This window comes from Pseudomonas protegens, assembly GCF_003363755.1.
Classification (GTDB): Bacteria; Pseudomonadota; Gammaproteobacteria; order Pseudomonadales; family Pseudomonadaceae; genus Aquipseudomonas; species Aquipseudomonas danubii.
In genome coordinates this window covers 73,931-87,442 of sequence record NZ_CP031396.1, presented here as the reverse complement: position 1 = coordinate 87,442, position 13,512 = coordinate 73,931, and the positions used below count along the sequence as shown (strand labels likewise).

At 65.1% G+C, this 13,512-nt stretch carries 11 protein-coding genes; 6 read left to right on the top strand and 5 right to left on the bottom strand.

The window, feature by feature from the left end; all coding sequences use genetic code 11:
• The first annotated feature begins 17 nt into the window (after nt 1-17).
• Complete coding sequence (locus DWF74_RS00345; RefSeq protein ID WP_115580003.1) at nt 18-1,106, top strand: polyamine ABC transporter substrate-binding protein; 1,089 nt, start codon at nt 18-20, stop codon at nt 1,104-1,106.
• Complete coding sequence (locus DWF74_RS00340; protein WP_115580002.1) at nt 1,103-2,416, top strand: NAD(P)/FAD-dependent oxidoreductase; 1,314 nt, start codon at nt 1,103-1,105, stop codon at nt 2,414-2,416. The genes DWF74_RS00345 and DWF74_RS00340 overlap by 4 nt, the downstream gene beginning before the upstream one ends.
• A gap of 126 nt (nt 2,417-2,542) precedes the next feature.
• Here the strand turns inward: DWF74_RS00340 and DWF74_RS00335 are convergent, their stop codons facing one another.
• Nucleotides 2,543-3,490 (bottom strand): alpha/beta fold hydrolase, encoded by a 948-nt coding sequence (locus DWF74_RS00335; protein ID WP_115580001.1) that lies wholly within the window; start codon nt 3,488-3,490, stop codon nt 2,543-2,545.
• A gap of 133 nt (nt 3,491-3,623) precedes the next feature.
• Entirely contained in the window at nt 3,624-4,379 is a 756-nt protein-coding gene (locus DWF74_RS00330) for a TetR/AcrR family transcriptional regulator (protein WP_115580000.1), read from the bottom strand.
• Nucleotides 4,380-4,732: 353 nt separating this feature from the next.
• Between DWF74_RS00330 and DWF74_RS00325 the strand changes: the two genes are divergently transcribed.
• Genes DWF74_RS00325 through DWF74_RS00310 form a run of 4 tightly spaced genes read left to right on the top strand, consistent with a single transcriptional unit; the run spans nt 4,733 to nt 9,401 of the window.
• A complete protein-coding gene (locus DWF74_RS00325) occupies nt 4,733-5,437 on the top strand; it encodes an ABC transporter ATP-binding protein (RefSeq protein WP_102865093.1) in 705 nt (234 codons plus the stop codon).
• Nucleotides 5,434-6,633, top strand: coding sequence for an ABC transporter permease (locus DWF74_RS00320; protein WP_115579999.1), 1,200 nt, complete (start codon nt 5,434-5,436; stop codon nt 6,631-6,633). The genes DWF74_RS00325 and DWF74_RS00320 overlap by 4 nt, the downstream gene beginning before the upstream one ends.
• Nucleotides 6,626-8,125: a TolC family protein gene (locus DWF74_RS00315; protein WP_102865095.1), complete on the top strand. Its 1,500-nt coding sequence runs from the start codon at nt 6,626-6,628 to the stop codon at nt 8,123-8,125. The genes DWF74_RS00320 and DWF74_RS00315 overlap by 8 nt, the downstream gene beginning before the upstream one ends.
• Complete coding sequence (locus DWF74_RS00310) at nt 8,115-9,401, top strand: efflux RND transporter periplasmic adaptor subunit (RefSeq protein ID WP_115579998.1); 1,287 nt, start codon at nt 8,115-8,117, stop codon at nt 9,399-9,401. The genes DWF74_RS00315 and DWF74_RS00310 overlap by 11 nt, the downstream gene beginning before the upstream one ends.
• 199 nt (nt 9,402-9,600) lie before the next feature.
• On the opposite strand, the gene DWF74_RS00305 is transcribed toward DWF74_RS00310, so the two are convergent.
• From DWF74_RS00305 to DWF74_RS00295, 3 genes are read right to left on the bottom strand one after another with little or no spacing between them, the layout of a single operon-like run.
• Entirely contained in the window at nt 9,601-11,304 is a 1,704-nt protein-coding gene (locus tag DWF74_RS00305; protein WP_115579997.1) for an AMP-binding protein, read from the bottom strand.
• Nucleotides 11,305-11,323: 19 nt separating this feature from the next.
• Nucleotides 11,324-12,622, bottom strand: a complete 1,299-nt coding sequence (locus tag DWF74_RS00300; RefSeq protein ID WP_115579996.1) for an acetyl-CoA C-acetyltransferase — start codon at nt 12,620-12,622, stop codon at nt 11,324-11,326.
• Complete coding sequence (locus DWF74_RS00295) at nt 12,619-13,512, bottom strand: MaoC family dehydratase (protein WP_115579995.1); 894 nt, start codon at nt 13,510-13,512, stop codon at nt 12,619-12,621. Before DWF74_RS00295 ends, DWF74_RS00300 begins: the two co-directional genes overlap by 4 nt.

Sequence of the window (13,512 nt, the reverse complement as noted above, 5' to 3'; positions counted from 1 at the left end):
CCCGAAGAGGTGTCGACATGCGTCTTTTGCAAGCAGTGATCCCGGCAGCACTGGTGGCCTTGATGAGCGCCGCCGTCCAGGCACAACCCAGTGTCAGCGTGTACAACTGGACCGACTACATCGGCCAGACCACCCTCGCCGACTTCCAGGGGCAAAGCGGGGTCAAGGTGATCTACGACGTGTTCGACTCCAACGAAACCCTGGAGGGCAAGTTGCTGGCCGGGCGCACCGGCTACGACGTGGTGGTGCCCTCCAACCATTTCCTGGCGCGCCAGGTGAAGGCCGGCGCGTTCCTCAAGCTGGACCGCTCGCAGTTGCCCAACTGGAAGAACCTGGACCCCAAGCTGCTGGCGCTGCTGGAGCAGAACGACCCCGGCAACCAGTACTCGGTGCCCTACCTGTGGGGCACCAACGGCATCGGCTACAACGTCGACAAGGTCAAGCAGGTGCTGGGCATCGACCACATCGACTCCTGGGCGGTGCTGCTGGAGCCAGAAAACCTTAAGAAGCTCCAGCAATGCGGGGTGTCGATGATGGACTCGCCGGATGAAGTGTTTCCGGCGGTGCTCAACTACCTGGGCCTGGACCCGCGCAGCGAAAAGCCCGAGGACTACAAGAAAGCCGAGGCCAAGCTGCTGACCCTGCGCCCCTACATCACCTACTTCCACTCCTCCAAGTACGTCTCGGACCTGGCCAACGGTGATATCTGCATCGCCTTCGGCTACTCCGGGGATGTGTTCCAGGCCGCCAACCGGGCCAAGGAAGCCAAGAACGGGGTGAACATCGCCTACGCCATTCCCAAGGAAGGCAGCAACCTGTGGTTCGACCTGCTGGCGATTCCCGCCGATGCCGGCAACGTCAAGGAGGCTCACGCCTTCATCAATTACCTGCTGGACCCGCAAGTGATCGCCAAGGTCAGCGCCTACGTCGGCTATGCCAACCCCAACCCGGCCTCCCAGCCGTACATGGACGCCGAGCTGGTGAACAATCCCGAGGTGTACCCGCCTCAGGACGTGCTCGACAAACTGTACATTTCCACCACCCAGTCGCCGGCCATCATGCGCTTGATGACCCGCTCCTGGAGCAAAGTGAAGTCCAACAAATGATTCAGCCAAGACACTCGGGCAGCGCCAGCGAGCATGCCCGCTCCTACTACGCCGCCTCCGCCGGGCCCCTGCCCGACTACCCGGCCCTCAGTGGCGACCTGCAGGCCGATGTGTGTGTCATCGGCGGTGGTTTCACCGGGGTCAACGCCGCCATCGAACTGGCCCAGCGCGGGCTGTCGGTAATCCTCCTGGAAGCCCGGCGCATCGGCTGGGGCGCCAGCGGGCGCAACGGCGGCCAGCTGATTCGCGGCATTGGCCATGACGTCACGGGCTTTGCCCGCTACGTCGGCCAGGATGGGGTGAAATACCTTGAGCGCGCCGGGATCGACTCGGTGGAACTGGTGCGCCAGCGCATCGCCACGCACGGCATCGATTGCGACCTGCGCTGGGGTTTCTGCGAACTGGCCAATACCCGGGCCCAGTTCGCGGCGTTCCAGGCTGAACAGGATCACCTGGCGAGCCTGGGCTATCGCCACCCGACCCGCCTGGTGGGGCCCCAGGACATGGCGCAGGTGGTGGCCTCCTCGGTGTATGCCGGGGGCCTGGTGGACCTGGGCTCGGGGCATCTGCATCCCCTCAAGCTGGTGCTGGGGGAAGCGCGGGTTGCGGCGTCGCTGGGGGTACGGGTGTTCGAGCAGAGCCCAGTGCTGGAGTTGACCCACGGCGACAGCGTCACCGTTCGCTGCGCGACGGGCACGGTCAGCGCCGGGCACCTGGTGCTGGCCTGCAATGCCCACCTGGAGAATCTGGAGCCGCGGCTCAGTGGCAAGGTGCTGCCGGCCGGCAGCTACATCATCACCACCGAGCCCCTGAGCGAAGAGCGCGCCCGCGCGCTGATCCCGCTGAATCTGGCGCTGTGCGACCAGAAGGTCGGCCTGGACTACTACCGGCTGACCGCGGACCGGCGCCTGCTGTTTGGCGGTGCCTGCCACTATTCGGGACGCGACCCGGCGGACATCGCCGGCTACATGCGGCCGAAGCTGCTCAAGGTGTTCCCGCAGTTGCAGGATGTGGCCATCGACTTCCAGTGGGGCGGCAAGATCGGCATCACCGCCAACCGCTTCCCCCAGGTCGGACGTCTGCGCCAGTACCCCAACGTGTATTACGCCCAGGGGTATTCCGGGCATGGCCTGAACGTCACCCACTGGACCGCCCGGCTGCTGGCCGAGGCGATCGAGGCCGGCCACAGCCAGGGCCTGGACGTGTTCAGCGCCGTCCCACACATGACCTTCCCCGGCGGCCCAGCCCTGCGCGCACCGCTGCTGGCCCTGGGCATGCTCTGGCACCGTATGCGCGAAATGCTCGGTTGAGCGACCTCCTTCGCCGGCCGCATCCGCCGCAGTGGGAGCCGGCTTGCCGAACAGGGATCGCCGCCTTGCGCCGCCCCTGCCGAGGCCTTCGCTGGCAAGCCAGCGTCCGAGGAACCGGCGGGTACTCTAGGTGAACCGTCGCTGCAGAAAATCCAGCAACAGGGCATTGACCCGCTGCGGCTGCTCATTCTGGATCCAGTGTCCGCAGTCGGTCAGCAGGTGCTGTTCCAGGTCGGCCACCTGACCGGGCATGCGCCTGAGGGTATGGGCTTCGAGCACGCCCACCGGATCACGGTCGCCCAGCAGGAACAGGGTCGGCTGCTGCACCCGGGCCTGGGCCAGGAACTCGGTGCGCTGCCAGGTGCGCTCGAAGTTGCGGTACCAGTTCAGGGCACCGCGAAAGCCGCGCCCGGCAAAGGTCTGGCGATAGGCCTGGAAGTCCTCCTCACTGCACCAATGCGGCAATTCTCGTGGCACCCTCACCCCGTCGAACAGCCGGGCATCGGCCGGTTTGGGCTCGAGCAAGGCCTGCACATTGCCCATGAACAGCCGCAGGCTGGCGTCGATATCGGCGTCCAGTTCCGCCTCGGCCACCCCGGGCTGCTGAAAGTAGAGGATGTAGTTGAAATGCCCGCCATGCACCTCGCGCATGATCTCGCTGGCCGGCCGTTTCGGACGCCCGGCAAAGGGCACGGAAAGGGTCGCCAGCGCCGCCACCCGCCGCGGCTCCAGCAATGCCAGGTGCCAGGCGACCGGGGCGCCCCAGTCGTGGCCGACCATGCACACCCGCTGATGACCAAAGGCGTCCATGGCCTGCTGGATGTCCGCGCACAGGGTCAGAAGATCGTAGGCCTCCACCGCTTCCGGCGCCGAACTGCGGCCGTAACCGCGCATCTCCGGCACGAACACGCGAAACCCGCCGCGCACCAGGGCCGGCACCTGATGGCGCCAGGAGTGCCAGCACTCGGGAAAACCATGCAGCAGCCACACCGGGGCTCCGTGCTCCGGTCCGGCGACCTGGACACTGAGTTCGATTCCGTTGACGGCCAGAAGATGCTGTTGATAGGCAGGCATGCCAGGCGCTCCAGGGCAGATGCGAGGAGCAGAACCTAGCAGATGGTGGCCGCAGCCTTGAGCAATATTGATGGTTTGAATGAGGGTGCCACGCCTGCCGACACCCTGAAGTGCGGGCAGGCGTGGCGTCCGCTCAGGCGGGAATCATGCCGGCCAGGGACTGGCTGTGCTGACGAATCAGGCGCTGGGTGTTCAAGACCTTTTCCAGGGCCTGCTCGGAGTCGGGGTCCTGCATGGGCGCACGAATCGCTGCCGACACCAGGCTGATCAGCTTGGCCATGACTTCGGCGTCGGTGGCCGGACGGCCCAGGCTCATGGCCTGCATCAGCAAGCGCAGTTCGGTGCCGGCCATCACCCCGGAAATCGCCTTGAGGGCAAACTGCAGGCGCACCCCCAATTCGTTGCGCGGCAGGTCCGGCAGCGCCAGGGCGAAGGCCTTGAAGAAGCGCTCGAACACCGGTTGGTAGTGTTCCTTGAGGTATTCCTGAATGAACGGCGAGGTATCGCTGTACACCCGCCCCAGGAAACGGATGAACGACCGGCCTTCCAGGCCACCGCTTTCATCACTGCGCTCCAGGCCCATGGCCGGGGCGAACAGCACCCCCAGCAGGGTCTCGCAATCCAGCGGTCCCTGGGCCTGCTCTTCACATTTGGCCAGCAGTTCCAGGCGTTGATCGTTGAGGGGGCCCAGGCGCTGCATCAGCAGGGCCTTCATCAGCGAATCCTTGTCGCCGAAGTGATAGTTCACCGCCGCCAGGTTGACCTGGGCGCGCTCGGTGATCTGACGCAGCAGCACGGCGTCGTAGCCGTACTTGATGAACAATGCCTCGGTCGCTTCCAGCAGTCGGGTCTTGGTGACATTGGGGGCACTGAGTTTCTTGGCGACCATGGAGGACTAACCTTTGCTGGGATGAAAAACTGACCGTTCGAACAGTGTTTTAAAAAAAAATTTGATTTTTTATACCCGCGAGAAGCCCTAAAAGCAAGCGTCCCAGGGACGTCCCCTGCGGCCCGAGGCCGTTTTGTGACCCGCCGGTTCCTGGTCGAAAAATCCCGAAAAAAGCCCGCAATTACCCGGTTCAGACAGCTGGCGCGCCAGGATGAACGCAGTTACTATTCAAACAAAGTTTTTAAAATAATAAATAAAACCAGAGCTTGGCGTTGCCCCTGAACCCCCGCTGCACGAGCCGTACGAGGTGGGAGTGTTCAAGCATTCAGTCGAGCCAGCCGGCGCGGTAAGCGATGACAGCGACGATAATCGACCCAGGTTTTATCTCCCTGCAAGGCATAGGCAAGAGCTATCGGCTGGCGGAGCAACCGCTCCACATTCTCAAGAACGTTTCCCTGTCCATCGAAGCCGGTGAAAGCTGCGCCATTCTCGGTGCCTCCGGTTCCGGCAAGAGCACCCTGCTCAACATCCTCGGCCTGCTGGACCTGCCCGACAACGGCGACTACCGCTTTGCCGGGCACGATATCTTCCGCGCCAGCCCCGACCAACTGGCGGCGATCCGCAACCAGCAGATCGGCTTCGTCTTCCAGAGTTTCAACCTGCTGCCGCGCCTCAGTGCCCTGGACAATGTCGCCCTGCCCCTGAGCTATCGCGCAGTGGCACGGCGTGAATCGCTGGAACGCGCCCAGCACATGCTCGATCAGGTGGGCCTGGGGCAACGGGCCCACCACCGCCCGGCGGACCTCTCCGGCGGTCAGCGCCAGCGGGTGGCGATTGCCCGGGCCCTGGTGGGCGAACCCTCGGTGATCCTCGCCGACGAACCCACCGGCAACCTCGACAGCCATACCGCCCAGGAGATCATGGACCTGCTGCTGTCGCTGAACCGCGAGCGCCAGGTGACGCTGATCATCGTCACCCACGACCCGGGCATCGCCCAGCGCCTGGAGCGGCAGATCCGGGTCACCAACGGCGTGGTCCAGGAGGTCTGCCCGGCATGAGCCTCAAGGTCGAGCAAAGCGCCAGCCAGTTGCTGCACGAAGCCTTGGTCAGCCTGCGCACCCTGGGCAAGCGTTCGATCCTGGCCCTGCTGGGGATCGTCATCGGCAGTTCATCGGTGGTGGCCCTGATCAATATCGGCCATAACGCCGCCGAAGACGCCGCGGCCATCTTCCAGGACATGGGCACCGACACCCTGGCAGTGCAGTTCCCCGACACTTCGGGGACGCGCACGCCCATGCCGGCGGCGCTGGACCTGGCCACCCTGTACAAGGCCCTGCCCAACCTGCTGCACATCGCCCCGGTGGCGTTGTTCAGCGGCCCGGTGGTGTTCCAGGGACGCACCACCAACGCCAACCTGGTGGGCAGCACAGCGGCATTGAACGACGCCATGCGCCTGCAACTGCAGCAAGGACGCTTCCTCTCGGAATTCGATGCCGCCGAAACCTACGCGGTGGTGGGGGCGCAAGTGGCCCAGGCCCTGAGCCAGCCCCATGCCCCACTGCGCCTGGGCGACAGAATCCGTATCAACGATTACCTGTTCCAGGTGATTGGCATCCTGCACTCGCAACCGGCTGCCGTGCTGATCCCGGTACAGACCAACGAATCCCTGTTCGTACCTCTGGAGGGCATGCGGCGAATATCCTCCAGTGCGCAGATCAGCAACCTGATAGCCCGCGCCGCTCCCTCCCAGGACATGAACCAACTGGCCACGGCCCTGGGCGATGCGCTGAAAAAACAGCTACCGGGACGGGGCGTGGAAGTACAGATACCGCAAAAGATCATCGACGGCATGACCCGGCAAAGCCGCACCTTCGGTTACCTGCTGATGGCCCTGGGGGGCATCTCCCTGGTGGGGGGCGGGGTCGGGGTGATGAACGTGATGCTGATGAACGTCTCGGAACGGCGCCGCGAGATCGGCATCCGCATGGCCCTGGGCGCCAGGCGCCGGGATATCCGCAACCTGTTCCTGCTCGAAGCCGTGACCCTGACGGCGGTCGGTGCTCTGTCCGGGGCGGTGCTGGGCATGAGCGCCGCCTACCTCTATGCCCGGGTTTCCGGCTGGCAGTTTTCCCTGGCCTCTGCATCCCTGCCCCTGGGCATCGGCAGCACCTTGTTGATCGGCCTGTTCTTCGGCCTGTACCCGGCCATCTCGGCCTCGCGCCTGCAACCGGTGGAGGCGCTGCGCGATGAATGATCGCCAACGCGCCGGGCTGTTGCTGCTGTGGCTGATCAGCCCCTTGGGGCACGCCGCCTCCCAGGACATGAATGTGGCTCGCCAGGCGTCAGCCCCGACCCTGCACAGCGGCTATGAACGCAGCGTCCTGCTGAGCCAGCAGCAGACCGACCTGACCCTCGCCGACGCGGTCTACCTGGGCCTGCGCAACAACCGCGGGATTCGCAGCGCTTACTTGCAGCGCGTGGCGCAAAAGTTCGACCTGCGGGTCTCGGAAGATGCCTTCAATCCCAAACTGCTCCTCAGTGGCACCTATCAGGCCAACAAGGGCAGTCACGACGGGGTACGCAACGCCATGCTCACGCCCAGTTCCAGTCTGCTGGGGGAGTACGGCACCCGCTTGAACATGGCCTGGCGGCAAGAGTTGAGCAATGCCAATCGGGCCGGCTACTACCGACGCGACGGCCTCGACCTGGCGATTATCCAGCCCCTGCTCAAGGGCGCCGGCTGGGATGTGACCACCGCGCCGCTACGCCTGGCGCGGATCAACGAACAGGCCTATCGCCTCAACCTCAAGGCCAACGTGGCGCAGACCATCAGCGACATCATCGGCGCCTACCGCGAGCTGCTGAGGGCCCAGCAACAGCTGGCGATCGTCGAGGATGCCCTCAAGCGCGCCAATGCCCTGCTCCAGGTGAACAAGGCGCTGATCGCTGCCGGGCGCATGGCCGAGTTCGAGATCGTGCAGACCGAAGCCGATATCGCCAGCCAGGAACTGGGGGTCGAAGAAGCGCGCAATCAGGTGGACATCAATCGCCTGTCGCTGCTGCGGCTGCTGGCCCTGGACCTGTCCACGCGCATTCGCGCCAGCGACGCCCTGGAGGCCGCCAGGATCAACATCGACCAGCAGGACGCCCTGCGCCTGGCCCAGCTCCAGCAACCCAGTTACCTGGCGACCTTGCTCGGCAGCCAGCAGGCCGATCTGAACCTGGTGATCGCCAAGGACCAGGGCCGTTGGGACGTGTCCCTGGTGGCCGGTGCCAACCAGGTGCGCAACCGCTACGACAACGACGGCGGCAATGGCGCGGGCAGGACCTGGGACAGCTATGCCGGGGTCCAGGTGCAGATCCCCATTGGCGACCTCAGTACCCGCCAGGCGGAAGTCCATGCCCGGGTCGACGTGGAAAACCAGGCGCTGGTCCTGGCCGATGCCCGCCAGGCCCTGGAGCGCAGTGTCAATGACGTGGTGCGCGACCTCGGCACCCGTTGGCGCCAGTATGAAATTGCCCAGCGCGCCGTGGAACTGTCCAAGCGCAAACTGGAGATCGAACGGGAGAAACTCAGCGCCGGACGCTCCAGCAACTTTCAGGTGCTGAGCTATGAAAGCGACCTGCGCACCAGTGAAAACGCCCGCCTCAACGCACTTATCGCCTACCTCAACGCCCAGACCCAACTGGACCTGACCCTGGGCACGACCTTGGAGACCTGGGACATTGCGCTCAATGACTACTGAGCAGAAAAGCTCGCGCAAACGCTACCTGCAAGGGGGCGCGGCGCTGGTGGTGCTGGCCTTGGCCGGCGTGGCCCTGATCGGTTACCACGCCCCGGACCACACAGCGACTGACAAGGGCCGCTGGATCGAGGTCAGCAGTGCGCCGCTGATTCATCAGATCGGCCTGGTGGGCAAGATCGAACCCCAGCGCACCATCAGCCTGACCGCGCCGTTCGACGGCATTGTCCTGGCCAACCTGGTGGAACAGGGCCAACGGGTGGAGGCCGGCCAGACCCTGCTGAAAATGGACCCCAGCCTGATCGAGATCCAGTTGCGCGAAGCCTTGTCGGTCCAGCTCAAGGCCCGACGCAGCGTCCAGGAACTGCAGGACTGGAACAACAGCGCCCAGGTTACCCGTGCCCGGCGGACCTTGCGTTCCTCGCAGATGGCGGTCAGCAATTCCGAGCGCAAGCTCAGTGAAAGCCAGAGCCTGTTTGCCCGGGGCATCATTCCCCGCAACGAACTGGACGACCTGACCCAACAACTGCAGACCCAGCGCCTGGACCTGAGCGCGGCCCAGGGCGAGCTGCAACAGGCCCTGGATCAGGGCAAGGGCGAATACCGGCAGATTGCCGAGATGGAACTGACCAATGCCACGGTCAAATACGAAGCCCTGCGCGCTCTGCTGGCGGGCAAGGACGTCACCGCGCCGTTTGCCGGCATCGTGGTGCCGGCGCCGGGCGTCAACCTGAGCCAAATCGCCTCGGCAGGGGCCTCGGGCCCGGTGCAGACCGGCAGCAAGGTCGGCCAGGGCCAGGCCCTGTTCGGCCTGGCCAACATCGAGCAACTGAAGATCGTCAGCAAGGTCTCGGAGCTGGACATCAACCAGCTGCGTCAGGGCCAGAGCGTGGAAATCCTCGGTGACGGCTTTGATGGCGAACGCCTCAATGGCCAGGTGGACATCGTCAGCAGCCTGGCCCTGCCCGGCGACGCCAGCGGCGCCAGCGCACAGTTCCCGGTGACCCTGTCGATCCCCACGCTGACCCGGGAACAACTGCAGCGGGTGCGCCTGGGCATGAGCGCGCGATTGACCATCATCACCTACCGCAACGATCAGGCAATCGTCATCCCGCCGGCAGCGATCCAGCGCGGCGCAGATGGCATGAGTGTGGAATATCGGGCGAGCGCCGATCAGCCGGCACAACGGCTGCCGGTGAGCGTCGGCCAATCGACGGCGGAGGGTATCGAAGTGTTCGGCCTGCAGCCGGGCCAGGTCCGCCTGCCCAACGCCTTGTAGGTTCAGGCTTGCCCGGCTATCACCCGAAGAACCTCTAGCGCCCTCGGGACGCATGCGCCCCTGCGGGCCGTTCGCAGCCTTCGGCAGCGGCTACAGTGATCGCCGTGGCGGTAGCCGCTGCCGAGCCCCGGCGAGGCTGCGAAAAGGCCCGCAGGGCCTTGCTTGACGATCTTCAGAAAAACCTCGGACGCCCTCGGAACTAACGCAGGGCCCGACGCAGGACCTTGCCCACGGTGGTCTTGGGCAACTCTTCGGTACGGAACTCGACGTAGCGCGGCACCTTGTAGCCGGTCAGGTACTCGCGGCAGTGGGCCAGCAACTGCTCCTGGGTCAGGTTCGGGTCCTTGCGCACCACGAAGATCTTCACCTTCTCCCCGGTCACCCCATCCTCGACGCCAATCGCCGCCACCTCGGCGACGCCCGGATGCAGGGCCACCACGTCCTCGATCTCGTTGGGGTACACGTTGAAACCCGAGACCAGGATCATGTCCTTCTTGCGGTCCACCAGACGGATGAAGCCCTGCTCGTTCATCACCCCGATATCCCCGGTGGACAGCCAGCCGTGGCGGTCCAGGACCTTGGCGGTCTCTTCCGGACGCTGCCAGTAGCCCTTCATCACCTGGGGCCCGCGCACCTGCAGCTCGCCCTCCTCGCCCAGCTCCGCTAGTTCGCCGTCCTCACGCACGAAACGCACCCAGGTCGACGGCAGCGGCACGCCGATGGTCCCGGTGAAGTCACCCTCGCGCATGCGCGCGATGTCGATCGGGCTGATGCTCACCACCGGCGAGCATTCGGTGAGGCCGTAGCCTTCGATGATCGGCACCCCGGTGACTTCCTTCCAGCGCCGGGCCACGGCGGTGTGAGTGGCCATGCCGCCGGCGATGGCCAGCTTCAGGTCGGAGAAGTCACGGCCACGAAACTCTTCGTTCTCCAGCAAGCCGTTGAACAGGGTGTTGACCCCGACGATGCCGCTGAACTTCTCCTTGCGCAGGATCATCTGCACCCGCTTCACGTCCCGCGGGTTGGCGATCAGGATGTTGCGCCCGCCCAGGCACATGAACATCAGGCAGTTCACCGTCAGTGACAGCACGTGGTACAGCGGCAGCAAGGTGACGTTGGTTTCCTGCTGGTTTTCGTCCAACTGGTCGCCAACCCAGGCCTTGGCCTGCATCAGGTTGGCGAGGATGTTGCGGTGGCTGAGCATGGCGCCCTTGGCATCGCCGGTGGTGCCGCCGGTGTATTGCAAAAAGGCGATGTCGTCCTGCTTCAGGTCCACTGGACGGGGCTCCAGCACGGCGGCCAGTTTCATCATCGCCGGGAAGCGGATCGAGCCTGGCAGGTTGAACTTGGGCACCTGCTTCTGCACATGGCGCAGGGCGAAGTTCAAGGCCGCGCCCTTGAAGGTGCCCAGCAAGTCGCCAATGGCGGCCACCACCACGTTCTTCAATTGGCTGCCCGGCATCGCCTGCTCCAGGGTGTGGGCGAAGTTCTCGAAGATCACCACGGTTTCGGCGCCACTGTCCTTGAGCAGGTGCCGCAGTTCATGGGCGGTGTACAGCGGGTTGACGTTGACCACCACCGCCCCCACCAACAGGGTGCCGAACAGGCAGATCGGATATTGCAGGCAGTTGGGCATCATCAGGGCCACCCGATCGCCCTTCTTCACCCCTTTGGATTGCAACCAGGCGGCGAAGGCGAATACGCGCTTCTCCCAGAGGTCGTAGCCCATCTCGGTGCCGATGCTGACGTAGGCCACCCGGTGGCGGTACTTGTCCACGTGTTCGAGGAACACTTCTCGCAGCGACGGGTAGCGGTCGATGTCGGCTTCGATATCGCTGGGCACACCCGGCAGGTAAGCGTTCAGCCAGATACGCTCGGCGGGTTGCAGGCTCACGACACTCATTGGCAGTCTCCTGATTATTTTATTTTTCGACGATGGCGGTGATACCCAGCCCGCCGGCTGCACAAACGGAAATCAGCCCGCGGCCGGAACCACGCTGGTGGATCGCCTTGGCCAGGGTCGCCAGCAGGCGCCCGCCGGTGGCGGCAAAGGGATGCCCGCAGCCCAGGGAGCCGCCGTTGACGTTGAGTTTGCTGCGCTCGATGCTGCCCAGCGGCCCTTCAAGGCCGAGTTTTTCCCGGCAGTAATCGGCGTCTTCCCAGGCCTTGAGGGTGCACAGCACCTGGGCGGCAAAAGCTTCGTGAATCTCGTAGAAGTCGAAATCCTGCAAGCCCAGGCCTTCCCGGGCGAGCATGCGCGGCACCGCGTAGGCCGGAGCCATCAGCAGCCCTTCCGTACCGTCGACGAAGTTCACTGCGGCAGTTTCCCCGGTCCGCAGGTAGGCCAGCACCGGCAGGTTGTGGGCGGCGGCCCACTCCTCGCTGGCCAGCAGCACCACCGAGGCACCGTCGGTGAGCGGGGTCGAGTTGCCGGCGGTCAGGGTGCCGTTGTGGCGGTCGTACGCCGGGCCCAGGCCGGCGAGCTTCTCCAGGCTGGCATCGGCCCGCAGGTTGTTGTCCCGGGTCAGGCCGCGATACGGGGTGATCAGGTCGTCGAAGAAGCCGCGCTGATAAGCGGCCTGCAGTTGCTGGTGGCTGGCCAGGGCCAGTTCATCCTGGGCCAGACGCTTGATATGCCAGCGCTTGGCCATTTCTTCACAGTGCTCACCCATTGACAGCCCGGTGCGCGGCTCGCCGTTGCGCGGCAGCAGCGGCTTGAACAACATCCCCGGGCGCACCTTGAGCAAGCTGCGCAGTTTGTTGCCGGCGCCCTTGGCGCGATTGGCCTGGAGCAAGGTCCGCCGCAGCCCTTCGTTGATGCCGATGGGCGCATCGGAAGTGGTGTCGGCACCACCGGCGATGCCCACTTCGATCTGCCCCAGGGCGATCTTGTTGGCCACCAGCAGCGCCGCCTCAAGCCCAGTGCCGCACGCCTGCTGCACGTCGTAGGCCGGGGTCTGCGGCGACAGCGTGGTGGACAGCAGGCTTTCCCGGGCCAGGTTGAAATCCCGGGAATGTTTGATCACCGCCCCCGCGGCGAACTCCCCCAGGCGCTGGCCCGACAGGCCGTAACGATCCACCAGCCCCTGCAACGCCGCCACCAGCAGGTCCTGGTTGCTGTCGTTGGCATACACCGTATTGGAGCGGGCGAACGGAATCCGGTTGCCGCCGATGATCGCCACCCGGCGCACCGGCGCCGGATTGAAACTGTACTCAGTCATTGCCCAGCTCCCCAGATAAATAGGCCGCGCATGTGGGGTTTGTCCCCCGCGTTGTTGCGCACTTCGAACGCATGGCGCGGACCGTCCGGCAGACGGCTCCACAGGGTCACCGCCGCCGGCAGGAAGATCGGCAGCTTGAACTCGCAGTCCAGCTCCGCCGCCGCCAGTGGATGGGGCGGCTGCTGCGCTGCCAGTGCCCGGCCCAGGGTCCACATGCCGTGGGCGATGGGCCGACGGAAACCGAACAGCCGGGCGCCGAGCCAGGAGGTGTGGATCGGATTGAAATCGCCGCTGACCTGGGCAAAACGCCGCCCCAGGTCGCCCCCCAGGCTCCAACGTTGAGTGCGCACCAGGGCCTGTTCATCCAGCGGCAGCGAGCCTTGCCAGGGCTCACCAATGGGCGCGCTGACGCCACGGCGCAGATACAGGCTGTCGCTTTCCCAAACCAGGCTGCCGCCACTGTGGGCCCGGGTGGCAATCGACAACGCCTGGCCCTTGGGATGGGCCAGCCAACGCTCGGCAAACACCTCCAGGCGCAGGGCCTGCCCTTCCTCCAGCTTCTGGTACTGACGGATACGGTTGGCCAGGTGGACCATGCCGCTGGCCGGATAGGGAAACGTCGGGTGGGTCAGCAACAACAGATGCAACGGGAAAGCCAGGGTATGGGGAAAGGCCAGCGGCACACCGTGCTCCCGGCGAAAGCCGCAGGCCTGGGCATAACGGGCGATTTCGGCGGCCTGCAGCTCCACCGCCGGGCGTACCAGACGCTCGCTGGGCAGCTTGGGGGCGACCTCCAGTTTGGGCTTGCGCAAGCTGCGGATGCCGTCGTACAGCAACTGGCCCCGGGACGGCGGCGGTTCGATGATGCGAATGGCAGAGTCGGCATTCAT